This is a genomic window from Psychromonas algarum, from assembly GCF_004376845.1.
Taxonomy (GTDB): domain Bacteria; phylum Pseudomonadota; class Gammaproteobacteria; order Enterobacterales; family Psychromonadaceae; genus Psychromonas.
In genome coordinates, this window is sequence record NZ_SNUW01000008.1 from 144696 (window position 1) to 169243 (window position 24548).

The window sequence follows — 24548 nt, forward strand, 5'->3', positions numbered from 1 at the left end:
AACATGTTAAAAAAAATAAAATGGACAGGTATTTCATTACTGTTACTTATCATCGTTTTCTTTGTATTAAGAGGCTGTTCAAGTGATAACGTCGGAGACGTAAGTTTAGGTATCTTCACAACAAAAGATATTAAAATTGAAGCATTAACCGATCCAGAGGTACCAGGTGTTACTTGTCATATCTCCAATATTGTTGCAGATTTGAACTTTACAGATCCTTCTGATTCTTCTATTAGTTGTCGTCAAACAGGGGAAATAACACATCAAATGTTAGCGAATATAGATCGTAGTAAAGGCGGTGAACAAGTATTTAAAAAATCTCAAAGCATCCTATTTAAATCTTTGAAAATTAACCGAATCTATGATGAATCAACATTATCATTAATTTATATTGCATTTAGTACGCAGGAATTTAATGGTAACTATCAACATTCAATGTCTACAGTTCCATTATGGGGAACAGAAGCTTACCAGTCAGCAGTAGAAGCAGCAAAAGCTAAATAATAAAGCTTATCTCTATTGACGATAAAGCATCTTATTCAGATGCTTTATCGTTTTATTAACATTCTTCATTCTTCATCAATAATCAATCTTTTCTTAGCATTTTGTTAAATTATGATTAAGCTTCTCAGCCACCGTAATAAGCTCATCTCGAGCATGCTCAATATTTTCTACATGATGATGTACTGTCGCCGTATTTAAAGTCATATATGGGATGGTTAATATCGCCAAAATGTCACCTAATACACTAAATATCGGGACACTAATATTAGTAACGCCTGATATTTGAGGGCTTTCCCCGATGAAGTGACCATCCTTAATGATAGATTCAGATAAATTTAAAGCATGTTCTCTTTCTTCATCTGATGCTTCACATTTATTTAAAATATGCTGTTGATCTTGTTTAGACAAATAACTCAGTAACACTAAACCCGAACCAGATCCTAAAATATCTAAAGAAACACCAACACGCAGACTAAACCCCATCTTATAAGGGCTTTCTTGTTTAGAAATAACAACTAATTCATGGTTTTGATAAAGACTCAAATGACACGACTGATTTAATTTAACACTTAAATCTTCCATTAAAGGCTGTGCATTTTTTAATAATAGAGCAACTGGCGGGTGCTGATTAGATAGAGCAAACATCTTCAATGTTAAGGTATAGACAGAAAATTCATTATCAAATTCAATGTACTTCTTATTAACTAATACCGATAACATTCGAAATATTTCATTGATGCTACGATTTAGCTTTTCTGCAATTTGTTTTTTAGATAAAGGTTCATCAGCGGCTGCAAGTAACTCTAATATCTCTAGACCTTTTTCTAATGCAGGTGCTCGATACTCTGTTTTTTTATTATTTTCAATTTCATTCATTCTTCACAAAGACCTATATAAGACCAACTTATTGAATAAATTACCGTGATACTCTACGGCTTATTTAATCGTATTGTACTCGTAAATATTAACAGTAAAAGCAGCAATTATTTTTAGCTGTATAAATACTTAAAATTATCGCTGAATTAAGCTTATATTTTGATCTGGCAATAATGATAAAGAGCTAGTTTATTACTCAAAGCACAAACAAAAAATCAACCTTGATGGTTGATTTTTATAATGTGGTGGACATAAAATATTATTGCTTAATCTTCTTCTGTATCAATAACAATACTTCTTTTTTTACGACGCATAGGTGCCGCACCAACATCAACAGACTCATGAAAAACATGCTCTTGCTTTTTAGTGCTTTTTCTTACTTTTTGTGGTGCCGTTTTTTTGCTGTTTTTAATTTCTTTTTTCGCTGTAAGCACTTTTTTCTGTACTGGTTTTAACCCTTTAAATTTCGGATTAATACCTTCTACTTTGTCAAAACTAATTTTTTGCGCAACAAAGCTTTCTACTTTTTTAAAGTTATCCCAATCTTTAGGGCCAATAATAGAAATAGCATCACCTAACTCGCCTGCACGACCTGTTCGACCAATACGGTGAATGTATTCTTCTGTGTGCTTTGGAATATCAAAGTTAAATACATGGCTGACATGAATTAAATCTAGACCACGTGATGCAATATCAGTCGTTACTAAGACTTGATCTTTACCACGAGAAAACGAATCCATTATTTTATTACGATTAGACTGTGTTAAATCACCATGTAAAGCAGTCGCAGACATGCCCTTTTCAACTAATATTGCACTCAAGCGTTCGGTATCAGCACGCGTTGCTGTAAAAATAATAGCTTGGTTAATTTTTTCTTCTTTTAAAAAGTGAAACAATAATTTTTCTTTTTGGTTTAAGTTATCAGCAAGATAAAAACGTTGTGTTATTTCACTATGCTGTTGATTCTCTTCACCGACAGCAATACGCACAGGCGCTTTTAATAAGTGCCCAGCAAACTCATTTACTTCACCGTGACCTAACGTTGCAGAAAACATTAACGTTTGACGTAAACGATGATTTGCTGCTTCATTAATAGCTGTTAATTGTTCTGCAAAACCTAAATCAAGCATGCGATCCGCTTCATCTAAAATCAGCAATTCTAAACCGGGTAAATGCAATAAACCTTTTTTAAGGTGATCAACAATACGTCCTGGTGTACCAACAATAAAATGAGGATGTTTATCAATTGCTTTTACTTGATCATTAAAATTCTCTCCACCTAAAACCAGAATAGATTTAATACTTGTATTGGAAACTAATAAACGCAACTGAGCATAAACTTGTTTAGCCAATTCACGTGTTGGCGTTAGTATTAACACTCGAGGATCACGACGAGTTAATGCACGCGTTTTTAATACACGTTGCATAGCAGGTAAAAGATAAGCCAGTGTTTTGCCTGATCCTGTTTTCGATGATGCTAAAAGATCTTTCCCTGATACTGCAATCGGAACTGCTTGTGCTTGAATTTGTGTTGTTTCAGTAAAACCTAAATGAGAAACTGAGGTGATCAAACGCTGATCAATAGGGAGATCTTTAATTAGCAATGTATGCTCCAATAGGGTCAAAAGAATAATTTATTGTGGGTAGTATAACGATTAAGCAGAAAAACAAGAAATGAAGTTTGTTATAGAGTTAAAAAAAATGCTGAATTGTGTGGAAAGAATGAAATTAAAGGATCAACCTAAGCTGATCCTTTGGGATTTTTTACTTTAGATGGCACTTAAACCCATTTCAAAAATCAATTTTTCAGCAGTACATTCAAACTGTAAAGATACTTTACTTTCAACCGCATTATTAACTTCTTGTATATCAACAGTCACTTCTACCGTTGAAAAGCGAGCTTGTGCAGCTTTGATATATTTATCAGCTAGCGCTTCAACACTTGCTTTATCTGGACCATTAAAAGGTAAAATAAGTATTGTATCATCAGGTGCAATTACACTACCTAATTCAACGATTGTGCCACATGCTTCGCATACATCATTTTCTTGAGACATATTAGTAACCTCGGTGCTTTGTTATGATAAGTATAGCGATTGTAACTCGCTTTAAATGAAAAAGGCGATATATTAAATACCGCCTTTTAGTTTTTAATGATTTATATCATTAAGCAAGTTTAAACTTTTTCAAATTCCAAATAGTTGTTGCGTAATCTTCAATTGAACGATCTGAATTAAATTTCCCCATTGCCCCAGCATTTAGAATGGCTTTTTCAGCCCATGCAGCCTGATCTCGATAAAGTAGATCAACGGCTTGGTGTGCTGCAACGTACGAATCATAATCAGCAAGACATAAATACTCATCACCCCATTCTAATAAGCTACGTTTAATATCAGATAATAAACCTGGTTGGCCAGGCGTGAAGAAGTCCGTATCTAACCAATCAAGTACCGATTTTAACTCAGGATTTTTATAATAATAATCATATGGATTATAACCTTGTGCTTTTAATGCTTTAACTTCGTCAACACTTAACCCGAAGATAAACATATGCTCAGCACCAATTTCTTCTGCCATTTCAATATTTGCACCGTCCATGGTTCCTACGGTCAATGCACCATTTAATGAAAACTTCATATTACCTGTACCAGAAGCTTCCAGACCAGCAGTGGATATTTGCTCTGAAATATCTGCAGCAGGGAACATTTTCTCTGCTAAAGAAATACGATAATTCGGTAAAAAGACCACTTTTAATTTATCTTTAATACGCTCATCGTTATTTACTTTATCTGCAATTTTATTCAAAGCAAAAATGATTTCTTTAGCCATATGGTAACCAGGAGCAGCTTTTGCTCCAAATAAGAAAACACGTGGCACCATGTCATGATCAGGATTTTCAAGTAAACGTTTATATAATGTTAAAATATGAATCAAATTTAATTGCTGGCGTTTATATTCATGTAAACGTTTTATTTGCACATCAAAAATGGCATCAACCGACACATCAACCCCAGCAGTTTCTTTGATAATTTTTGCTAAAACGACTTTATTTTCCTTTTTAATATCCATAAAACGTTTTTGAAAAACAGGGTCGTTAGCTTTTGGTAAAATGCCTTTTAGTTTATCTAAATCGAGCACCCAATCTTGACCTAATGTTTCATCTAATAAAGTAGCTAAACCAGGGTTACATGCTTTTAACCAGCGACGAGGTGTCACTCCATTAGTAACATTAACTAATTTCCCTGGGAATAACTCATGAAATTCTGGGAATAGATCAGTTTTAACAAGCTCAGAGTGAACGGCAGCGACTCCGTTTACTTTATAAGCCGTGATCACACATAAATTAGCCATGCGTACCATACGAGGTTGAGACTCTTCGATGATAGATAGTTTTTCTTTTTTCTGATCATCACCAGGCCATTTTTCCTCAACAACCTGTGTTAAAAATTGGCTATTAATTTCATAAATAATTTCTAGATGACGAGGTAATACTTTTTCAAATAATGCAACTGACCATTTCTCTAATGCTTCAGGCAATAAAGTATGATTTGTATAAGCAAAAGTACTTTGACAAAGTTTCCAAGCAAAGTCCCACTCCAAACCTTCTTCATCAACTAATATGCGCATTAATTCAGGAATAGCGATAGTTGGATGCGTATCATTTAATTGAATTGCTACTTTCTCAGGCAATAACTCCCAATCTTGATTTGCACGTTTAAAACGACGCAGAATATCTTTAACAGAGCAAGCACAGAAAAAGTACTGTTGAATAAGACGTAGCTCTTTACCTGCATCAGTGGAATCATTTGGATACAATACTTTTGATACAGTTTCTGCTTTTGACTTTTCTACTTGTGCATCAACATAACCACCAGCATTAAACACATCCCAATCAAAAGCTTCAGCTGCCCGGCTTTCCCATAAACGTAAAATATTAACTGTTTTAGCGCCATAACCAACGATTGGAATATCCCATGGCACACCTTTTAATTTTTGTCCTGCATGCCAGACTTTGCGAGGTCCAGTACCTTGTTCAAAAACAGTTTCAACATAACCATATAAAGGTACTAATTGGATAGATTCCGGACGACAAATCTCCCATGGATTACCATATTCACGCCATGTATCAGGACGCTCTATTTGTCTCCCATCTTGGAACTCTTGCTTAAACAAACCATGTTCATAATGGATGCCATAACCGATTGCTGGGTAGCCTAATGTAGCTAAAGAATCAATGAAGCATGCAGCCAAACGACCTAAACCACCATTACCTAAAGCCATATCCGGCTCTTCATCACATAGTTCGTATAAATCTTTTCCTAATGCTTTTAGGGCATCCTCTGTCACTTTAAATACTTGTAAATTTTGTAGGTTATTAGATAACAAACGTCCCATTAAAAATTCAAGTGATAAATAATTTACGGCACGCGTATCCTGCTTTGCATGATTTTGTTGAGTTGCAGTTAGCTTTTCAAATACTAACTCATTAACAGCCTGACAAGTTGCATTCCACCATGCTTTATTATTTGCTTTAAATTCGTCAGTACCAATGCCTTTATGAAGGCGTTCGATAATTGCTTGCTGCATTTCAGCACTGCTAACAGAAGGTATTGCGATTGCTTGCTTAGTCACTGATTTTTTTGCAGTAGCTTTTGTCGTAGTCTTTTTTTTATTCGCCATGTTATACCCATTTATGTAAGTGTAAAATTAAGTGTTAGCGTTAGTTATATTGGTAAAAATAGTTAGTAATAATGTTATTAAAATATCCTAACTAACTTAATAATTTGTACTGATTGATACTCATCATATTCAATGAATAATCTATAATAATCAACCACACTCATATACCCGTTATGCATCAGTTATACTTTTATCTGATAGTAAACATATTTATAATTGACAGGTACTCATCTAGATAAAAATATTTTGATACCCAGTCATTCATATCAATTCAAATACTTATCCATATCATTATTTCTATGAACAACAATAAAATAAACGATATAAACAATAAAATATATGACTTAAGTACTAAAATTTGACAATCCCACTAAAATTTAATGGTTATATCATTGTGCTTAATTAAATAGTCAATTATTGCAAAGAGAGAAGAGTGTAAATCAAGGCGTATGATTATCTAAAAGCATTTCAGGATGGGAAAAAGAGACAAAAAAGGCGAAGTGAATACTTCGCCCTAATTAAAATGCTAAAAACTAAATGTTATTTAAATACTAATTAAATACCTGCTTTGGCAAATGCTTGAGCAACAATCTCTTGTGCTTCTGATTGAATCAAAGCAATATGCTCTTCACCTAAGAAAGACTCTGAGTATATTTTATAGATATTTTCAGTACCTGATGGACGAGCAGCAAACCAACCATTTTCAGTTGTCACTTTTAAACCACCAATAGCGGCACCATTTCCAGAAGCATGAGTTAATTTATCAATAATTTTTTCACCTGCTAACATTTCAGCTTCAACCATATCAGGACTTAAATTAGCTAATACTTTCTTTTGCTCTGGTGAAGCAGGAGCATCAAAGCGTTGATAAACCGGCGCACCAAATTTAGCAGTAAATTCAGCGTAATGTTCACCAGGATCTTTTTTCGTCACAGCAATAATTTCAGCAGCTAATAATGCCAAAATAATACCGTCTTTATCTGTGCTCCATACTGTCCCATCTTTACGAAGGAAAGAAGCACCTGCACTCTCTTCTCCACCAAATCCAAAGTTACCAGTAAATAGGCCATCGACAAACCATTTAAAGCCAACAGGTACTTCGGACAATTCACGTCCAAGATCACCAACAACACGATCAATCATTGAACTTGAAACCAGTGTTTTACCTACAATTGCTTTAGCTGACCATTCTGGACGATGGGTAAATAAATAATTAATTGCTACTGCAAGGTAGTGGTTAGGATTTAATAAACCAGAGGATTTAGTAACAATACCGTGACGGTCATAATCAGGATCATTAGCAATCGCAACATCAAATTTATCTTTAAGTTGAATTAATCCAGCCATTGCATAAGGTGATGAACAATCCATACGGATCTTGCCATCTTTATCTAAAGTCATAAATGAAAAAGTTGGATCAACACGATCATTAACGACCTCTATATCAAGTCCATAAGTCTTAGCAATCACCGGCCAATACGCAACACCTGAACCACCTAAAGTATCCACACCAATTTTTACGCCCGCTTTGGCAATCGCATCAAGATTTAAAACATTTTTTAAATCATCAACATAAGGTTGAATATAATCATACTCTTCAACTAAATCTGATTGCATCGCTTCATCAAAATCTGCCTGTAAAATATCATCATAATTATCATTTAATATTTCATTAGCACGATCTTGAATCAGTTTTGTTACATCGCTATCAGCAGGACCGCCATTAGGAGGATTATATTTAAAACCACCGTCTTCAGGTGGATTATGAGAAGGAGTGATCACGATACCATCAGCAAGTGAGTCGGGATGGCTTTTGTTGTATTGTAAAATTGCATGAGAAATAACAGGTGTTGGGGTATAACCACCGCCCTTTTGAACAACAACTTTGATACCATTCTCTACTAAAACTTGTACAGCAGACATAAAAGCAGGTTCTGATAATGCATGAGTATCTTTCCCAATAAACATTGGCCCAGTATACCCTTGCTGTTTACGATACTCTGCAAGTGCTTGGGTAATTGCCAGAATATGTAACTCTGTAAATGCATACTTAAAAGAGCTACCGCGATGCCCTGAAGTACCAAAAGCAACTTGCTGCTCTGTAATTTCAACGTCAGGTAGGTTTACATAATAAGCCGCAACTAGTTTGGGAATATTAACTAAATCGTTTGCTTGTGCAGGTAGACCTGCACGTGGGTGAATTGCCATAAATGCCTCAATATTGTAATGAAAGTAAAATTAAATTTCTTCTTTGATACGTTCAATCAAATGATGTGGATAGCCCATTGATGCCATCATTTGCGTTAAAATAATACGTTTACGTCCAGTATTTGCATTGGTAATCACCCAATAAGGAGTCTGTGGGATAATGCGCGGTTTACTCGCTTTAAATTGCGCTAACTCTTCTTCGTTATCAGAATTTAATAAATCTTGAAGGTGCGTACCTAAATAAGCACGAGTACGACCTTTAGTTTGTTCAGCCGCATAAATAAACTCTGCTTTTTTTTCAAAATACATTGTTGTTAGCATCATCATAAATTTATTGGTAATGACTGATTCTGACTTAAATGCACTATCATTAAACAACTCTCTCACTCCTTGGTGAAAATGTTGCTTAGTTTCATTATCAACTTGTTCTGAATCTGATACTTCAACTAAACTATCCTGGGATATTACTTCTGAGGGTAAATCAGTGTTTGTTACTTTCGCTTTTTCAGTATGAGGGGGTTGCTTAAGTTTTTCAGTCATTTCTTTTTCTTTTGGCAAAGCTAATAAACGACGAAGAATTTGTGAAGGAGTTTCACCGAAGGCCTCAATATTATTCAAAATATATTTATATAGATCGTCTTCTATTTCTATCGTTTTCATTATTTCCCCACTATTTGTTACTAATTTTACTTGATACAGAATTTAATGCAGTAAGATCACACAATAGTTGTTATCACTGTGTTAAAAAGTTTAGCTTTAATGCATAATTTGCTATTATTTCTGGCTTTATTTATTTTCACTTAAAATGAGTACTTATGCTACTAAATTACCAACTAAAACAGTCTTCTAAACATGAACTAGCTAGTAAAAATGAAATCATTTTTTTTGTTCACGGCCTATTTGGTAGTTTATCTAACCTTTCAGGCTTAGCAAAAGAGTTACAAGATGATTACGATATCATTTTAGTTGATGTTCGAAATCATGGCCGAAGCCCTAGAAATAAGTCGATGACTTACCAAGAAATGGCAGAAGATATCTTTGAGTTAGCTGATTCATTAAATATTGAGCAGTTTTCAATTTTAGGTCACTCAATGGGCGGAAAAATTGCCATGACATGTGCACTATTGCAGCCAGAACGTGTCAAACGTTTGATTGTTGCAGATATCGCACCGACTAACTATAACGACAGACATAGTGACGTTTTTATGGGATTAAAGTCAGTGCAATCATTACAAGCAGAGAATCGAACTGAAGCAGAAAAGATATTAGCTGGTTATATTGAGACACCAGAAGTAAGACAATTCCTATTAAAATCATTTCAACGTGTTGATGATGGTTTTGATTTTATATACGACGTTGAGAATTTACATAATAATTATCGATTAATTAGTGCATGGCCTGAGCATATTGATACCTATGAGAAGCCAACTCTGTTTATTAAAGGTGCGCTATCTGATTATATTAATGCTGATGATCCTGCTTCGATGATGACATTATTCCCTAATGCACAATTAAAAATCATTGAAGGAACTGGTCACTGGTTGCATGCAGAGAAACCAAAAAGCTTTAACCGTCTTGTCATTGACTTTTTTGCTTTGTAAGTAAGGTTTTTACAAACAGATTTGTCTATTGTCGATAGTATCTATATGCTATATTCCCTTTTTTGAAGAAGCCAGAATATGTTAGAAGAATATACAGAACAAATAGAAAAAATTGGCCTATATGGTTTTTATCTTTTGCTGTTCTTATTTATCGGAATGGCAATTCAAGATGTATTAAAAAAAGGTAATGTCCCAAAATTTGGTCGAAATGTTGTTTGGGCTGTTTTATTTTTTGGATGTATCGGTTTCATTTCAAAAGCAATTATTGAAATAATGTGGATGAATTCTGGTGTTGGTTAAACATTAATTCTCCATGGTTAATATTGTTAGGTAACAAAATGGCAAAGGAATCATTTGATCGTATCACTAGCGATCTATTTGCAAACGAGGTTCGCCCCGGCAGACCTAAAAGCAATCCGCACTCACGTCAAGTTCAGCTAAAATTAAATAAGCAAAAACAGACATTGCGTGACAAGAAAAACGGTTTAAAACGAATCGAATTAAAAGTAGACAGCATGTTATTTGAAAAACTAAATAAACTCGCTGATGCACAAGAAATAAGTCGTGCAGAGTTAATTAATAAACTCCTTCACGCACAGTTAAATTAAATAAATTAAGGTATAAAGTATGTCTAGCGTAGGTATTTTCTTTGGTAGCGATACGGGCAACACAGAAGCTGTTGCAAAAATGATCCAAAAAGAATTAGGAAAAAAATTAGTAGAAGTTAAAGATATCGCTAAAAGTAGCAAAGAAGATATTGCTGAATTTAGTCTTATTTTATTTGGTATCCCTACTTGGTATTACGGTGAAGCACAATGTGATTGGGATGACTTTTTTCCTGATTTAGAAGACATTGATTTTACTGATAAATTAGTCGCAATTTTTGGCTGTGGTGATCAAGAAGATTATGCAGAATACTTTCTAGATGCAATGGGGCAACTAGGTGATATAGTCGAAAGCAAAGGTGCTATTATTGTTGGTCATTGGCCATCAGATGGTTATGATTTTGAAGCATCAAAAGCATCAATTGATGAAAATACGTTTATTGGTTTAGGTATTGATGAAGATCGTCAACCTGAGTTAACAGCATCACGCGTTAAAGCTTGGTCAGAACAAATTTATAATGAAATGTGTTTAGCGGAATTAGCCGACTAGATCAAAATATAGCAGTTAGGAAGCGATATGAGTAATGAAGATTTAGCCCTAAAAGAAGCGGGTTTAAAAGTAACATCTCCACGTTTAAAGATTTTAAGTTTATTACAGTTACCTGAAAACCAACATTTAAGTGCTGAAGATCTTTACAAAAAATTACTTGATCAAGGTGATGAAGTGGGTGTAGCAACGGTATACCGAGTATTAAACCAATTTGATGATGCAGGCATTGTAACTCGCCATCACTTTGAAGGTGGAAAATCGGTATTTGAATTAACTCATAAAGAGCATCATGATCATTTAGTTTGTTTGAAATGTGGTGAAGTTATTGAATTTAATGATCCACTGATCGAAGAGCAACAGAAACTAATTGCAGAAAAATACGGTATCAAATTAACCAATCACAGTTTATACCTATATGGTGAACCTGTTGACGGTAAATGTAAGCATAAATAATACAGCTTATAACTAAACTGCTAGCACATACAAAAAAGCCTGTTTAAAAACAGGCTTTTTTATATCTATCTTATTCTTAGCTTAATCTAACAGTCCCACTTCTTGATAATAACGTAATGCGCCAGGATGCAATGGAGCTGATAAATACTGAGTAGCCATCGCTTTTTTAGTTAGACTTTTAAAAGAAGGATGTAACTGTATAAACTCATTATGCTTTTCAAATACTGATTTAACAATTTCATAAGCAACATGCTCGGGTAATGCTGCCGTTGTTGTTATTGTTGCACCAACACCAAACGTATCTGTTGGTTCTGGACTACCTCGATACATACCACCAGGTATAACCGCCGTATGATAATAACGATGCTCTGTAATTAACTCTGACAATTTAATGCTTTTCACATTAACTAACTTAGTTTGACAAGCGCTACTTGCTTCTTTAATTGAACTGTTCGGATGCCCTACAACATAAACGATAACATCAACTTTTTTATCGCACAAAGCTTGTGCTTGTTCACCAGGAGGTAATGCAGTAACAGCAGAAAAATCAGACTCCCCCCATCCATATAAAGATAACAACATCTCCATCGTAGCCCTTTGCCCTGAATTAGCAGCCCCGATATTAACTCGCTTACCTTTAATATCTTCAAAAGAAGATATATTCGCATCTTCTCTTGCTAATACAGTAAATGGCTCTGCATGCACAGAAAATAATGAGCGTAATTGATTCAATTCCCCCTGCTTTTCAAATCGTGACGTTCCATTATATGCATGATGTTGCCAATCGGATTGTACTACAGCTAAATCAACCTCCTGCTTTTTTATTGCGCTTATATTATAAATAGAACCTGGTGTTGTTTTTATTTCACAACGAATATTATCAACACCTCTAACTTGATTAACTAAATAACAGATCGCGCCACCTGTCGGGTAGTAAACCCCATTAACAGCGCCCGTAGCAATAGAAATATATTCCGTTTTTGCCAAAGCATTAGCGGGAATAAAAAGGCATAACAGAGTAACAAACAGAGCACAGATATGTTTGTTTATCGTAATAAAATGATGACGATTAAAATACTTTTGAATATTGATTAAGCATTTAGCAATTATGATTTTCATCGTATAATTTTTTTAGTTAAAACTTTCGAGTTACGTTTCAAGTTATATAATGCCTTTTTAGCTGATGGTAACTGTTGGATATCAGCAAACTCAAAACCACGTTCCCTGAACCAATGGATACTCTGGGTTGTTAAAACAAATATAGTTTCAATACCTAACTGTCTCGCTTTACGTTCAACATGTTCAACTAAATTATCAGCACGTGCTGCTCGACGGTATTTAGGATGACTCACTAAACAAGCAAGCTCTCCCATTTTGTCGTCCAAAAATGGATACAAAGCGGCACACCCAATAACCATGCCATCACGTTCAACAATTAAAAAATGTTCAATCTCATTTTCAAGTAGTTCACGTGACCGTTTAACTAAAATACCTTGCTTCTCTAACGGGTCAATCAGCTGCAGTAAGCCCCCAATATCATCGATAGTCGCTGTTCTAATTTGTTCATAACTTTCTTTAACGATTTGAGAACCGGTACCATCACGCGTAAATAACTCTTTTAATAATGCACCATCTTGATGATAACTAATTAAGTGACATCGAGTAACATCCGCTTTACAAGCTGCAACTGCGGCACGTAAAAAACGTAAAGTACCTGAAGCTTGTCCTGCTTCTTTTTCTATTTTATCAATATGCAATTGTGCTTGATCTGGCAATAGCTCTGAGATCACTTCACCATTTTCATCTAAAACACCTTGATGAGAACAAAATCCAATTAATTTATCTGCATTCATATCAATCGCAACTTGAGTTGCAACTTCTTCAGCTAATAAGTTAAACACTTCTCCCGTGACTGAATAACCAATAGGAGAAATAATTGGAATAGCACCAGTAGATAATTGAGATTTAAGTCCTTCAACATCAATACGACGAACTTTACCGGCATGGCAAAAATCAATGCCATCTTTTACACCAATAGGTTGTGCAGTAACAACATTGCTGATCACGGTACGAATAGATGCACCTTGCATAGGGGAATTCACCAATCCCATAGAAAGACCTGCTTGCAACTCGATTTGTACTGCACCAACAGCCTGTTTGATAATGGAGATAGTACGATCATCAGTAATTCTCAGATCATTGTGAAATTCACTTTTATGGCCATGAACTTCTAATTGCTTTTGGATTTGAGGTCGAACACCATGCACTAAAATTAATTTCACCCCTAAGCTATTAAGCAATGCAATGTCATTAATGATGTGTTGAAAATTGTCTGTTTCAAGTGCTTCTCCACCAATCATCAAAACAAATGTTTTATGGCGATGAGCATTGATATATGGGGCTGAATTACGGAACCAATTAATAAGTTGAGTTGAATTTGTTACTTCTTCCATTTGCCTACCTATTGCTAACAACAATCCATTTACGGACTACAGAGTCTATCAATTTGCGCTTTATGTTGGCAAAACAATTGTACCAACAATGAGAAATAAACTAACGTGATCATGCTTCCCTATCATGACTAAAAACGGGTAGTGATAGATGATAATAAATAGCACACAATCGTAATGATAAAGTACCTATCATGGCAATCACCATCGTAAAAATGGGACCTAAATGAGTATAATCACAAAGAACATATAACGTAGCTCCAAGAATGGAAGCCGTGGCATAAATTTCTTTTTGCAATACAAAAGGAATTTGCCCACTTAAAATATCACGGATCATGCCACCAACAACACCAGTAATGCAGCCCATCACAATAGCCACAGGGCCATTAAAGCCCAATATCAAGGCTTTTTGTGCTCCGATAATAGTAAAAATGGCTAAACCAAAAGCATCGAAAATAGGTAATAAATAGGCAGGAAAACGATGAATTTTATGCAACCAAAATACACTTAAAATAGCAGTCATGATGATAACGTAAATATAGGTATTATCTACAATCCAAAAAACAGGTGTTGCCCCCATCATCATATCTCGTAAAGTACCACCACCGATGCCGGTAACACCCGCTAAAACAGTAATACCAAAAGGATCCATTCTTAGCCGAGTCGCGACTAAAACACCAGAAATAGCACAAGTGATCACACCGATCATATCTGATATATAGATAAAGTTATCAAGCATATTTGACGACCCTTTGAAGCTAATTACCGAAGTAATAAGTAACTGAATTTAGATAAGTTAAATCACTAAAAATGCAAAATAAATTATCTTCTATCAGGTTGCAATCACATTAATGATTAATAGTTAATCACAATACTTTTTAACGCTATTGCTAGCCGTAATATTTTCTATTCTTTTAAGTAAAGCTATCTATATTAATGCGAGATAATATGAATATAAGTAGTGTTAAATAAAATGCCCACATCAAACAATATGAGCATTTTCCATGGAGATAAGAAAAATATTAAACTGAAAAAGAAGAACCACAACCACAAGTTGCTGTAGCATTTGGGTTATTAACTAAAAAACGAGATCCTTCTAAACCATCAACAAAATCAACAGTCCCACCAATAAGATATTGTAAACTCATTGGATCTACCGACAATGTTACACCGCTATTTTCAATTAATGTGTCATCATCATTTACTTTTTCATCAAAAGTAAAACCATATGAAAAACCAGAACATCCACCACCGGTAACATAAACACGAAGTTTAAGATCAGGATTATTCTCTTCTGCGATCAGTGCTTTTACACGATTTGCTGCGCTATCACTAAAATAAATCGGTAACGCCATTTCCACTTCGCTTGTCATTATAATTTATAGTCCTATTAATTTGTATGCCTATATTATCTAATACCTGACTAATTTGTTCAAGTATAGAAAGATGAATTATTCACCTTCAGATTGAGTTTCTACTTCTTTCAGCTCTGTTGCGTCATTTTCAATAAAGTTTTGCCAATCATAAATTTTTTCTACTCGTTGAGCTCGATTCCAACGATTCCCAACCGCTTCAGCGACCACAAACACTTGTGCAAAATCCTCGGCATTAGGTAATGTAAATTGCCCTTTTAAAGTTTGAAAATATTTAAATTTAAATGTGCCATTAAAACTATCATCTATCGCACTTAATTTTATTGAAGTTGCATTCTGCTTAGCATCATCAACACTAGTGAAAAGAATGTCCACATTCCCTTTTAAAAATCGACGACCTTTCTGAGATTGCATCAATACCAATTCGTAAGACCAAAGGTTTTGCTCTGCTAATTTGGTGACGTTAAAAGAATAAACATTTAACCCAGTAATAGAAAGTTCTGGGGCAACAACACGCTCATAAAAATACAGCTTATTATTACTAGATTCTAACTCTGTATTAAGATCTTTATTTTCAATCACCAAAGCATCATTACTCTGTTTTTCTGCAATAAAGTCTGCTTGAAGAAGATTTAATTTTTCTATTAACTCTGTATTTTCTGTTTTAAGGCTTGCCACATCCAACTCTAATAATTGGATCGAGTTTTGTAGGATATCTTGTTTAAATTTACCGACCATAAAACCAAAATATAGACACAATAAACTAATAGATATCCATTTAAAAAAACTCTTACGATAACGTTTCATTAGTAGCCCCTATTTCTTAGATTTACCAAGGATACGGAACATAGCTTTGTCTGTTGTTTGTTGACGTTTTTCTCGCATAGATAGTTTTAGTGTTCTTTCTAACAATTGAGTATAAATTGGGTGGCCACCTAATGTTTGTGCAACCATAGTTGCTCCTAAACACGTAACAATTAAAGGTAAGATCATTTCATAATTACTCGTCATTTCAATAACTAATAAAATGCCTGTGATCGGAGCCCTTACTGTTGCAGCAAATAATCCGCCCATTCCTGCAATAGCAAATGCGCCAGGTTCAGTAATTAATTCAGGAAATAATGTATGTGCGCCCACACCAAATAACATGCCAAACAGAGTGCCCAATGCAAGTGTCGGTGCAAATACGCCACCGGGTGCACCAGAGCCAAAACTAAGTAATGAAGTAAATGTCCGTAATATAAATAGAAGGAATAACCCCCCCGCTAAATACTGACCACCTTCTACTTTTGGTATGAGGTCTAGACCACTAAAGGCAATATCTGGTTGAAAAATAGTTAATGCACCAAATACTGCACCTAGAAATAAACCAATAGCAACAAAACGCCAGCGTTGATTTTGATGTATTGCTAGATACATATCTTGAGTCGCTAATATCATTTTATTAAAAAAGATACCAATAACACCAAAACAAAAACCTAAAATAAGATAGAAACCTAATGTATATAAATCAGGATGAGAATATTGAGTGACGGTAACAACAGCATCTTGGTCGGTAAATAAACGCATCACAATCGTTGCCATGACAGCACTCATAAATACACTTTTTGTTGAAGTTAAGCTGTAGTTAAATTGTGAACGCATCTCTTCGATAACAAACATAATGCCGGCTAATGGTGCATTAAAAGCAGCCGCTAAACCACCTGCAGCACCTGCTGCTAATAAAGCTTGAGCATCTATTTTATCGACTTTAAAAATATCTGAAATCATACGGCCAATATTTGCCCCCAGCTGTACAGAAGGACCTTCTCGACCTAACGCCATACCACTACCTAGTGCAAGCAAACCACCAAAGAACTTCACTGGAATAACACGTTTCCAACGAACTGGGCGCATCCCCTCCATCGCACCTTCTATTTCAGGAATACCACTTCCCCCGGCTTCTGGAGCAAAACGATGTGTAATGTAAAAGGCAGTACCAGCCATTAATGAAGAAACAGGGATAGCAATTGCCCATAGAGGAATGTCGCCCCCACCATAGGTATTAATCAATAACAGACGCATTTCGCCGGCCCAAACAATACCATGGTCAAATAAAGCGGAAGCAATACCTGCCAAAATACCAATAAAAATAGAAAGCCAAATTAATAGCGCGCTGCTCTTTCTAGTAAAAAAACGATCGATGAAGACTTTAAATCCATTAATACAGATCATTGGCAATGGTATTTTCATAAATGCAATTAAGACCTAAAAACAAGAAGTGGAAGAAAAACTAGTATTATAGTAAAAATAACTAAGCTTAATACTTGATGCTGCGTATGTTAACAAATATTTTGCAGATAAACTCCTTGTAAAGAAATTTTCCCTACATTGTTTTGCTAGTTGCATCTTAATTTATGATGGGTATATTGCTCTTTCTCTCGATTCAAAAAATAATTAATGGGATGCTTATGAGCAAATCAACCAAACTATTTAACCGTGCACAATCTATTATTCCAGGTGGAGTAAACTCCCCCGTTCGCGCATTCAATGGCGTAGGTGGAGGCCCGTTATTTATACAAAAAGCACAAGATGCTTATATCTATGATGTAGATGATAAACAATATATAGATTATGTCGGATCATGGGGCCCGATGATTTTAGGGCATAATCATCCTGCTATAAAAAAAGCAGTCATTGATGCTGCTGAAAATGGTTTAAGTTTTGGGGCTCCCACTGAAATTGAAATTACTATGGCAGAGAAGGTACAACAATTAGTGCCTTCAATGGAACAAGTACGCATGGTAAGTTCAGGAACAGAAGCGACTATGAGCGCGATTCGTTTAGCGCGTGGTTACACAAACAGAGACAAAATCCTAAAATTTGAAGGCTGTTACCATGGACATGCAGATTCTTTATTAGTAAAAGCAGGATCTGGCGCATTAACATTAGGTCAACCAAGTTCACCGGGTATACCGGCGGATTTTGCAAAACACACATTAACAGCTAATTATAACGATTTAGCGTCTGTTGAAGCTTTATTTGCAGAATACCCAGATCAAATTGCCTGCATTATTGTCGAACCTGTAGCTGGAAACATGAATTGTATTCCTCCTGCTGAAGGGTTTTTACAAGGTTTACGTGATATCTGTGATCAAAATAAAGCATTATTAATCTTAGATGAAGTAATGACAGGTTTTCGTGTGGCATTAGGTGGAGCGCAAACACATTATCAAGTCAAACCTGATTTAACGACCTTAGGTAAAGTGATTGGTGGTGGCATGCCTGTTGGCGCATTTGGAGGAAGTCACGAGGTAATGCAGTTTATTGCACCAACGGGCCCTGTATATCAAGCTGGTACTTTATCAGGTAATCCAATTGCAATGCATGCAGGCTTAGCGGCATTAACTGCTTTAGATACACCTGAATATAAACAATTAGCGATTAAAACCCAAAAATTAGCAGAAGGCCTAAAACAGGCAGCTCAAGAAGCAGGTATTGGTTTAGCCGTAAATTATGTGGGAGGAATGTTTGGTTTCTTTTTCACTAATGCACCAGAAGTAACCAATTTTGAACAAGTTTGTGCATGTGACACCGAAAAATTTAAAAAATTCTTCCACCTCATGTTGGATGAAGGTGTTTATTTAGCTCCTTCCGCTTTTGAAGCTGGTTTTTTATCTTTAGCACATACAGATCAAGATATTGAAAATACTTTATTAGCCGCTAAAAAAGCATTTTTACAACTTTAGTCGATAAAGTTAATTTAATATCTTACGAATAAAACCAACAACCTAACCAGGCAATCAATTTAAAAGAGATTGTCTGGTTATTTTAATTTATCTTATTTACCTCTCATCTGTTGTTAATTCACTCTATTCGTTCAATTTTATTGCATCTAATTCTCACAATTTCATTTCTATTTCTGTCTTAGAATACAAGTACGGTATACTCTAGGGTTATATATCTATAATCAATTTACAAGGCTGTAAAATATGAGTGAAGTCTTAGACATGAGTTTAGAAGGCGTAGAGCAATTATCGCTCGCTAAATTTACTGAAGATGCGTATCTCAACTATTCCATGTATGTGATCATGGATCGAGCATTACCGCATATCAGTGATGGCCTAAAACCCGTACAACGTCGTATTATTTATGCGATGTCTGAATTAGGATTATCGGCACTATCAAAACATAAAAAATCTGCTCGTACCGTTGGTGATGTTTTAGGTAAGTACCACCCTCATGGTGACAGTGCTTGTTATGAAGCCATGGTATTAATGGCACAACCCTTTTCATATCGTTACCCTCTTATTGATGGCCAAGGTAACTGGGGTGCACCAGATGATCCTAAATCATTTGCGGCAATGCGTTATACCGAATCACGTTTATCCGCTTTCTCTGAATTATTACTTTCAGAAATTGGGCAAGGTACCACTGATTGGAAACCCAATTTTGACGGTACAATGAAAGAGCCTGAATTATTACCTGCGCGTTTACCACATATTTTATTAAATGGTATCAGTGGTATCGCCGTTGGTATGGCAACAGACATCCCACCGCATAATGCACGTGAAGTTGCCAATGCTTGTTTGCACTTAATTGATCATCCTAAAGCTTCATTAGAAGACTTAATGGAATTTGTTCAAGGTCCAGATTATCCGACAGAAGCTGAAATCATAACGCCCCGTAAAGAGATTGTTAATATCTACAAAACAGGGCGAGGCAGTTTTAAAAGCCGAGCTGTCTATGTGGTGGAAAGTGGCGAGATAGTCGTCACGGCACTGCCCCATAGAGTATCCGGCGGTAAAATATTAAAAGATATTGCTAAACAGATGCAGGAAAAGAAACTGCCAATGGTTGCTGATTTACGTGATGAATCAGATCATGAAAATCCAACTCGTTTAGTGATTATTCCACGCTCAAACCGTATTGATATTGAAGCATTAATGAATCATTTATTTGCCTCAACAGATCTAGAAGTTAGCCATAAAGTGAACCTGAATATGCTAGGACTAAATCAGCGTCCGAGTGTAAAAGGTCTTGTCACTATTTTGACAGAGTGGTTGGTATACCGTCGCAATACAGTACGTCGTCGCTTACAACATCGCTTAGATAAAATATTAGCGCGAGTACATATTTTAGAAGGTTTATTAGTTGCTTATCTAAATATTGATGAAGTCATTGAGATAATCAGAACTTATGATGATGCCAAAGCCGAATTAATCTCTCGCTACAATTTATCAGATACACAAGCACACGCTATTTTAGAAATAAAATTACGCCAATTAGCGAAACTTGAAGAAATTCAAATTCGTGGTGAAATGGCTGAATTATCTGAAGAACAAAAGAAATTGGAATTACTATTAAGCTCTGATAGACGCTTAAATACATTAGTAAAAAAAGAGATCAAAGCTGATGCCGAAAAATACGGTGATGACCGTCGCTCACCAATGGTTGAACGCCTAGAAGCAAAAGCACTGTCAGAAAAAGAGTTAATGCCAAGCGAGGCCGTTACTATTGTTGTTTCAACACAAGGTTGGGTACGTAGTGCCAAAGGCCATGATGTAGATCCACAAGCGCTCAGTTATAAAGCAGGAGATGAATACTTAGTTAGTTGCCAAGGCAAAAGTAATCAAAGCTGTATTTTTATTGATTCATCAGGACGCGCTTACTCATTAGATGCTCATTCATTGCCATCCGCACGAAGTCAAGGCGAACCTTTAACAGGACGCTTTAATCAAAATGAAAATGTACCTTTTGCATGTGTACTCATGGGCGATGATTCAGACCGTTATATTATTAGCAGTGACCATGGTTATGGTTTTGTTGCTAACTTAAGTGACATCAACAGCCGCAATAAAAATGGTAAAGCACTTATTAATTTAACTGCAAATGCGTTATTAATGCCTCCGCAAAAGTTATCAAACAATAAAGATGATTTATGTTTAGCAATTAGTAACGAAGGCCGTATGTTAATTTTCCCTGTGGCAAGTTTACCAAGCTTAAGCAAGGGTAAAGGCAATAAAATGATCAACATCATGACAGCTAAAGCGACTAAACGTGAAGAGTTTGTTACCATGCTGAAAATCATCTCACCAGAGAGTGCTGTTACCCTACATGCAGGAAAACGGAAATTAACGTTAAAACCAAATGATTTAGCGCATTATCAAGGAGAGCGAGGCCGTCGCGGTAATAAATTACCACGAGGTTTACAGCGAGTTGATAATATCGAAGTCGTAACAGCAGAAACAGAACAACAAGAGAACCAGTAGATTATGTTATTTATTATTAGAGCAATTTTAATTATTGCTATCGTTATTTTAATGAGTGTGTACTCATTATTTTATTGTATGTTAAGCCCTAGAAATCCTAAAAACACTTATCATTTTGCAATGTTATTTAGCAAAATATCTCGTTTGGTTGGTTTAAAGGTCACGATTAGAATTCCTGAAAGTGCGAAAAATAATGGCTCTGTCGTGTATATTGCAAATCACCAAAATAATTACGATATGGTTACAACAACAGGTGCTGTTCAACCTGGCTCAGTAACCATAGGTAAAAAAAGTCTGGTATGGATCCCTTTCTTTGGCATTATCTATTGGTTAACAGGCAATATACTAATTGATCGTAATAATACCGATAAATCCAAAAACACCATCACTGATGTCGTAGACCAAATGCGAGCAAAAAATTTAGGGGTTTGGATATTCCCAGAAGGTACTCGTAGCCGAGGACGTGGTTTAATGCCATTTAAAATGGGTGCATTCCATACTGCATTACAGGCCGGTGTAAACATTGTGCCAACTGTTGTTTCAAACACCCATAATCAAGTAAAATTAAATCGTTGGGATAATGGAGAAGTCATTGTTGAGATGCTAGATCCTATCGATATTACACAATATAAAAAGCGTGAGATCCGTCGTTTATTAAATGACTCCCATGAAATTATGTTAGCTAAATATAAAGAACTGAATAAAGAAGTGAATCGTCCTGATTCTAATAATGATTGTTGTAACTAATTAACCTTGAAAGAGAAGAGATAAATATGTCTGAAGAACTTACACATGAAGAGTTATTAGCAGAATTAGCTGAAGAAACAGCTGATATTGTTGAAGCTATTTTAGAAGATGGCAGTAATCCAGATGCTGTCTATATGATTGAACATCACCTTTCTTGTGATAACTTTGATGTATTAGAAAAAGCAGCAGTCGCTTGTTTTAAAAAAGGTTATGAAGTCACTGATCCAGAAGAATTAGAATTAGAAGATGGTTCTATTATTCTCAGCTTTGATGTTGTTATAGAAATGAACTTAGATGAAGAAGCCATTTTTGAAGATGTAGAAAAATTACTCGCATTAGCACAATCTTTTAATATTGATTACGATGGTTGGGGCACTTACCCTGAAGAATAGTTATTAAACTCTTAATAACTATTCTCTTATAAAAATACCATTTACTTATGTAAATGGTATTTTTTTAGCTTCATTATTTATTGTGTATCTGTAACTGAATTATTAGCCCAAAAAAAATGCTATTCACTTTAGGTGAATAGCATTAACTTTAAGCCAAGTTTATATTAAATATTATTCAGCTTCATCAATCGTTTGGAAACGTTCCACCAAAGCATTCTTAAGTACCATCGCTTCAACTTCTAGTCCGCACAATTCTTCATCCCAGTTAACACCAGCAAACACTTGTTGTTTTTGCATGCCGTCTAACCAAGAATCAAAAAACACATCAAGGGCAATAGGTTCAACTTTATAATTAGCCCACTCTTCTGCTTTTAATTTTTCAGCATCTGCTGCTTTAGACCAAAACAAATAAACGGCAGTTGCATCTTTGTTATCATGAGCATGGCAGTTAGCCCAACCATGAGTTTCATCAAATAAACCAAATAGTTCACCTTCCGCAGCAACTTGCTCAACAAATAATTCTGCACGCTTTAAATATTGCTCTTTCATTTGTTTTCCTGTTCATTGTTAGCAATTAATTTCGCTTCTAACTGCGCAAACTTTTCTTCCATTTCAGTCAATTTTTCACGAGTACGTAATAGCACATGTGTTTGCACATCAAACTCTTCTCGACTCACCATATCTAATTTACCAAGTTGTGTTTGCAACACTTGTTTGATCTTACGGTCAACGTCATTACCAAAGCTTTTTACACCTTCAGGCATTGCATCACTGACTTGTTTTGCGATTTCTTCTAATTTCTGTGGGTTAAACATAAAAAGCTCCTTAATTAATGGGGGTATTGTAAACGCCACTCACTATTATTTCTATGAGAATATCTTTGTCTGCTTTAGTTTTTAATTAAGATAAGCAGTACAGCTAATAAAAAAGATAAATTAGAATGAAGAACGTTTTTATTCTTGAACACAATTTAAAAATGCTTTAATAAGTGGTTCATTTAATCGAGTTTTATAACAACAGACACCTAAGTTAAATGAAGCTATCTCACCAACATCTAACAAACTTTGCACACGATCTCTTACCGGGCTGTTTTCGATAACAACATCTGGTACGATGCCTACACCACAACCTAAAGCAACCATACTAACCAAGGCTTCATGGCCTGCCACTTTGGCATAAATTTGTGGTTTTCCTGACTTTAATGAGCGGAACCAAGTATCAAATCGACGTCGAATAGCACCATGTTCAGGCAAAATGAATGGCACATGCTTCCAGTCCAAAGGCGTTGCTTTCATTAATTGAGTAACTGCACAAGGTATAGTAGGAGCAATGATTGATAATGGTATTTCAGCTAATGGAATAAAATGTAATCTAGCAGGAAAATTATCAGGGTAAGCTGTTATCGCAAAATCAACTTGATGTTGCATAATTTGCTCTATCGCAACCGCACTATCACCAGTCGTTAATTTAATATCAACATTTGGATGATTACGTCTAAAGCGTTCAAGTATAGGAGGCAGGTGGCTATAAGCAGCCGTTACAGAGCAATATAGATTAATTTCACCTTCTAAATCATTCGTCCGTTGTGAAATAGAATGTTTTAACAACTCCCACTGTTCAATTTGCTGAAGTGCAAATTGTTTAAAGGCAAGACCTGCTTCAGTTAATAAAACGGAACGATTATCTCGAATTAATAACCCCGCACCAAGTTCATCTTCAAGGCGTTGAATTAACCGACTTAATGTAGAAGGACTAACATGCATTGCTTGGGCTGTCTTTGAAAAATGCAAACTTTGGCTGAGATGCACAAAAGTTTGTAGAGATTTAATATCCATCTAATTTAATAAACCTAAATTGC

The 24548-nt window shown here is 35.4% G+C and carries 25 protein-coding genes; 10 read left to right on the top strand and 15 right to left on the bottom strand.

Annotated elements, in window-relative coordinates:
• Nucleotides 1–3 precede the first annotated feature (3 nt).
• Complete coding sequence (locus tag E2R68_RS09150) at nucleotides 4–504, top strand: CreA family protein (RefSeq protein WP_134277393.1); 501 nt, start codon at nucleotides 4–6, stop codon at nucleotides 502–504.
• A gap of 93 nt (nucleotides 505–597) precedes the next feature.
• On the opposite strand, the gene E2R68_RS09155 is transcribed toward E2R68_RS09150, so the two are convergent.
• From E2R68_RS09155 to E2R68_RS09180, 6 genes are all read right to left on the bottom strand, one after another.
• Complete coding sequence (locus E2R68_RS09155; protein WP_208380184.1) at nucleotides 598–1380, bottom strand: IclR family transcriptional regulator; 783 nt, start codon at nucleotides 1378–1380, stop codon at nucleotides 598–600.
• Nucleotides 1381–1646: 266 nt separating this feature from the next.
• Nucleotides 1647–2984 carry a DEAD/DEAH box helicase gene (locus E2R68_RS09160; protein WP_134277394.1) on the bottom strand — a complete coding sequence of 446 codons (1338 nt, stop codon included), beginning with the start codon at nucleotides 2982–2984 and terminating at the stop codon, nucleotides 1647–1649.
• Nucleotides 2985–3149: 165 nt separating this feature from the next.
• The gene (locus E2R68_RS09165; protein ID WP_134277395.1) at nucleotides 3150–3437 is read right to left on the bottom strand and encodes a DUF406 family protein; all 288 of its coding nucleotides are present in this window, start codon (nucleotides 3435–3437) and stop codon (nucleotides 3150–3152) included.
• 109 nt (nucleotides 3438–3546) lie between these two features.
• Nucleotides 3547–6060 carry a glycogen/starch/alpha-glucan phosphorylase gene (locus E2R68_RS09170; protein WP_134277396.1) on the bottom strand — a complete coding sequence of 838 codons (2514 nt, stop codon included), beginning with the start codon at nucleotides 6058–6060 and terminating at the stop codon, nucleotides 3547–3549.
• A 555-nt stretch (nucleotides 6061–6615) separates the two neighbouring features.
• Complete coding sequence (gene pgm, locus E2R68_RS09175; protein ID WP_134277397.1) at nucleotides 6616–8268, bottom strand: phosphoglucomutase (alpha-D-glucose-1,6-bisphosphate-dependent); 1653 nt, start codon at nucleotides 8266–8268, stop codon at nucleotides 6616–6618.
• Between the two features lie 30 nt (nucleotides 8269–8298).
• Complete coding sequence (locus tag E2R68_RS09180; protein WP_134277398.1) at nucleotides 8299–8928, bottom strand: replication initiation regulator SeqA; 630 nt, start codon at nucleotides 8926–8928, stop codon at nucleotides 8299–8301.
• Nucleotides 8929–9083: 155 nt separating this feature from the next.
• On the opposite strand from E2R68_RS09180, the gene E2R68_RS09185 reads away from it, so the two are divergent.
• The 5 genes from E2R68_RS09185 to fur all read left to right on the top strand — a co-directional run bounded on the left by E2R68_RS09185 (nucleotide 9084) and on the right by fur (nucleotide 11477).
• Nucleotides 9084–9869: an alpha/beta fold hydrolase gene (locus E2R68_RS09185; protein ID WP_134277399.1), complete on the top strand. Its 786-nt coding sequence runs from the start codon at nucleotides 9084–9086 to the stop codon at nucleotides 9867–9869.
• Between the two features lie 78 nt (nucleotides 9870–9947).
• The gene (locus tag E2R68_RS09190) at nucleotides 9948–10169 is read left to right on the top strand and encodes a DUF2788 domain-containing protein (RefSeq protein WP_134277400.1); all 222 of its coding nucleotides are present in this window, start codon (nucleotides 9948–9950) and stop codon (nucleotides 10167–10169) included.
• Nucleotides 10170–10207: 38 nt separating this feature from the next.
• Complete coding sequence (gene ybfE / locus E2R68_RS09195) at nucleotides 10208–10477, top strand: LexA regulated protein (protein ID WP_134277401.1); 270 nt, start codon at nucleotides 10208–10210, stop codon at nucleotides 10475–10477.
• Between the two features lie 19 nt (nucleotides 10478–10496).
• The gene (gene fldA, locus E2R68_RS09200; RefSeq protein ID WP_134277402.1) at nucleotides 10497–11024 is read left to right on the top strand and encodes a flavodoxin FldA; all 528 of its coding nucleotides are present in this window, start codon (nucleotides 10497–10499) and stop codon (nucleotides 11022–11024) included.
• Between the two features lie 27 nt (nucleotides 11025–11051).
• Nucleotides 11052–11477, top strand: coding sequence for a ferric iron uptake transcriptional regulator (gene fur / locus E2R68_RS09205; RefSeq protein ID WP_134277403.1), 426 nt, complete (start codon nucleotides 11052–11054; stop codon nucleotides 11475–11477).
• Nucleotides 11478–11558: 81 nt separating this feature from the next.
• Here fur and E2R68_RS09210 read toward each other — a convergent pair whose 3' ends face one another.
• The 6 genes from E2R68_RS09210 to clcA form a co-directional block, all read right to left on the bottom strand.
• Entirely contained in the window at nucleotides 11559–12596 is a 1038-nt protein-coding gene (locus E2R68_RS09210) for a TAXI family TRAP transporter solute-binding subunit (protein ID WP_134277404.1), read from the bottom strand.
• Nucleotides 12593–13930 (bottom strand): amino-acid N-acetyltransferase, encoded by a 1338-nt coding sequence (gene argA, locus E2R68_RS09215; RefSeq protein WP_134277405.1) that lies wholly within the window; start codon nucleotides 13928–13930, stop codon nucleotides 12593–12595. Before argA ends, E2R68_RS09210 begins: the two co-directional genes overlap by 4 nt.
• Nucleotides 13931–14039: 109 nt before the next feature.
• Nucleotides 14040–14666, bottom strand: a complete 627-nt coding sequence (locus tag E2R68_RS09220; RefSeq protein WP_134277406.1) for a trimeric intracellular cation channel family protein — start codon at nucleotides 14664–14666, stop codon at nucleotides 14040–14042.
• Between the two features lie 283 nt (nucleotides 14667–14949).
• Entirely contained in the window at nucleotides 14950–15300 is a 351-nt protein-coding gene (gene erpA / locus E2R68_RS09225; RefSeq protein ID WP_134277407.1) for an iron-sulfur cluster insertion protein ErpA, read from the bottom strand.
• 78 nt (nucleotides 15301–15378) lie between these two features.
• Nucleotides 15379–16107, bottom strand: a complete 729-nt coding sequence (locus E2R68_RS09230) for a DUF6776 family protein (RefSeq protein ID WP_134277408.1) — start codon at nucleotides 16105–16107, stop codon at nucleotides 15379–15381.
• Nucleotides 16108–16116: 9 nt separating this feature from the next.
• A complete protein-coding gene (clcA, locus tag E2R68_RS09235) occupies nucleotides 16117–17532 on the bottom strand; it encodes a H(+)/Cl(-) exchange transporter ClcA (protein WP_134277409.1) in 1416 nt (471 codons plus the stop codon).
• A 218-nt stretch (nucleotides 17533–17750) separates the two neighbouring features.
• Between clcA and hemL the strand changes: the two genes are divergently transcribed.
• From hemL to rraB, 4 genes are all read left to right on the top strand, one after another.
• Entirely contained in the window at nucleotides 17751–19028 is a 1278-nt protein-coding gene (gene hemL / locus E2R68_RS09240) for a glutamate-1-semialdehyde 2,1-aminomutase (RefSeq protein WP_134277410.1), read from the top strand.
• Nucleotides 19029–19271: 243 nt separating this feature from the next.
• Entirely contained in the window at nucleotides 19272–21551 is a 2280-nt protein-coding gene (gene parC, locus E2R68_RS09245; protein ID WP_134277411.1) for a DNA topoisomerase IV subunit A, read from the top strand.
• 3 nt (nucleotides 21552–21554) lie between these two features.
• Nucleotides 21555–22298: a 1-acylglycerol-3-phosphate O-acyltransferase gene (locus E2R68_RS09250; RefSeq protein ID WP_134277412.1), complete on the top strand. Its 744-nt coding sequence runs from the start codon at nucleotides 21555–21557 to the stop codon at nucleotides 22296–22298.
• Nucleotides 22299–22324: 26 nt separating this feature from the next.
• Nucleotides 22325–22690 carry a ribonuclease E inhibitor RraB gene (gene rraB, locus E2R68_RS09255; protein WP_134277413.1) on the top strand — a complete coding sequence of 122 codons (366 nt, stop codon included), beginning with the start codon at nucleotides 22325–22327 and terminating at the stop codon, nucleotides 22688–22690.
• 171 nt (nucleotides 22691–22861) lie between these two features.
• Here rraB and E2R68_RS09260 read toward each other — a convergent pair whose 3' ends face one another.
• The 3 genes from E2R68_RS09260 to ilvY all read right to left on the bottom strand — a co-directional run bounded on the left by E2R68_RS09260 (nucleotide 22862) and on the right by ilvY (nucleotide 24525).
• Nucleotides 22862–23239, bottom strand: a complete 378-nt coding sequence (locus E2R68_RS09260) for a DUF2750 domain-containing protein (RefSeq protein WP_134277414.1) — start codon at nucleotides 23237–23239, stop codon at nucleotides 22862–22864.
• The gene (gene ubiK / locus E2R68_RS09265; protein ID WP_134277415.1) at nucleotides 23236–23505 is read right to left on the bottom strand and encodes a ubiquinone biosynthesis accessory factor UbiK; all 270 of its coding nucleotides are present in this window, start codon (nucleotides 23503–23505) and stop codon (nucleotides 23236–23238) included. Before ubiK ends, E2R68_RS09260 begins: the two co-directional genes overlap by 4 nt.
• 138 nt (nucleotides 23506–23643) lie before the next feature.
• Nucleotides 23644–24525, bottom strand: coding sequence for an HTH-type transcriptional activator IlvY (gene ilvY, locus E2R68_RS09270; protein WP_134277416.1), 882 nt, complete (start codon nucleotides 24523–24525; stop codon nucleotides 23644–23646).
• Nucleotides 24526–24548 lie beyond the last annotated feature (23 nt).

Bases quoted from the DNA above. Each gene is read 5' to 3' on its own strand.
- E2R68_RS09150 (WP_134277393.1), top strand. From the start codon at position 4: ATGTTAAAAAAAATAAAATGGACAGGTATTTCATTACTGTTACTTATC.
- E2R68_RS09155 (WP_208380184.1), bottom strand. From the start codon at position 1,380: ATGAATGAAATTGAAAATAATAAAAAAACAGAGTATCGAGCACCTGCA.
- E2R68_RS09165 (WP_134277395.1), bottom strand. From the start codon at position 3,437: ATGTCTCAAGAAAATGATGTATGCGAAGCATGTGGCACAATCGTTGAA.
- E2R68_RS09170 (WP_134277396.1), bottom strand. From the start codon at position 6,060: ATGGCGAATAAAAAAAAGACTACGACAAAAGCTACTGCAAAAAAATCA.
- pgm (WP_134277397.1), bottom strand. From the start codon at position 8,268: ATGGCAATTCACCCACGTGCAGGTCTACCTGCACAAGCAAACGATTTA.
- E2R68_RS09180 (WP_134277398.1), bottom strand. From the start codon at position 8,928: ATGAAAACGATAGAAATAGAAGACGATCTATATAAATATATTTTGAAT.
- E2R68_RS09185 (WP_134277399.1), top strand. From the start codon at position 9,084: ATGCTACTAAATTACCAACTAAAACAGTCTTCTAAACATGAACTAGCT.
- E2R68_RS09190 (WP_134277400.1), top strand. From the start codon at position 9,948: ATGTTAGAAGAATATACAGAACAAATAGAAAAAATTGGCCTATATGGT.
- ybfE (WP_134277401.1), top strand. From the start codon at position 10,208: ATGGCAAAGGAATCATTTGATCGTATCACTAGCGATCTATTTGCAAAC.
- fldA (WP_134277402.1), top strand. From the start codon at position 10,497: ATGTCTAGCGTAGGTATTTTCTTTGGTAGCGATACGGGCAACACAGAA.
- fur (WP_134277403.1), top strand. From the start codon at position 11,052: ATGAGTAATGAAGATTTAGCCCTAAAAGAAGCGGGTTTAAAAGTAACA.
- E2R68_RS09210 (WP_134277404.1), bottom strand. From the start codon at position 12,596: ATGAAAATCATAATTGCTAAATGCTTAATCAATATTCAAAAGTATTTT.
- argA (WP_134277405.1), bottom strand. From the start codon at position 13,930: ATGGAAGAAGTAACAAATTCAACTCAACTTATTAATTGGTTCCGTAAT.
- E2R68_RS09220 (WP_134277406.1), bottom strand. From the start codon at position 14,666: ATGCTTGATAACTTTATCTATATATCAGATATGATCGGTGTGATCACT.
- erpA (WP_134277407.1), bottom strand. From the start codon at position 15,300: ATGACAAGCGAAGTGGAAATGGCGTTACCGATTTATTTTAGTGATAGC.
- E2R68_RS09230 (WP_134277408.1), bottom strand. From the start codon at position 16,107: ATGAAACGTTATCGTAAGAGTTTTTTTAAATGGATATCTATTAGTTTA.
- clcA (WP_134277409.1), bottom strand. From the start codon at position 17,532: ATGAAAATACCATTGCCAATGATCTGTATTAATGGATTTAAAGTCTTC.
- hemL (WP_134277410.1), top strand. From the start codon at position 17,751: ATGAGCAAATCAACCAAACTATTTAACCGTGCACAATCTATTATTCCA.
- parC (WP_134277411.1), top strand. From the start codon at position 19,272: ATGAGTGAAGTCTTAGACATGAGTTTAGAAGGCGTAGAGCAATTATCG.
- E2R68_RS09250 (WP_134277412.1), top strand. From the start codon at position 21,555: ATGTTATTTATTATTAGAGCAATTTTAATTATTGCTATCGTTATTTTA.
- rraB (WP_134277413.1), top strand. From the start codon at position 22,325: ATGTCTGAAGAACTTACACATGAAGAGTTATTAGCAGAATTAGCTGAA.
- E2R68_RS09260 (WP_134277414.1), bottom strand. From the start codon at position 23,239: ATGAAAGAGCAATATTTAAAGCGTGCAGAATTATTTGTTGAGCAAGTT.
- ubiK (WP_134277415.1), bottom strand. From the start codon at position 23,505: ATGTTTAACCCACAGAAATTAGAAGAAATCGCAAAACAAGTCAGTGAT.
- ilvY (WP_134277416.1), bottom strand. From the start codon at position 24,525: ATGGATATTAAATCTCTACAAACTTTTGTGCATCTCAGCCAAAGTTTG.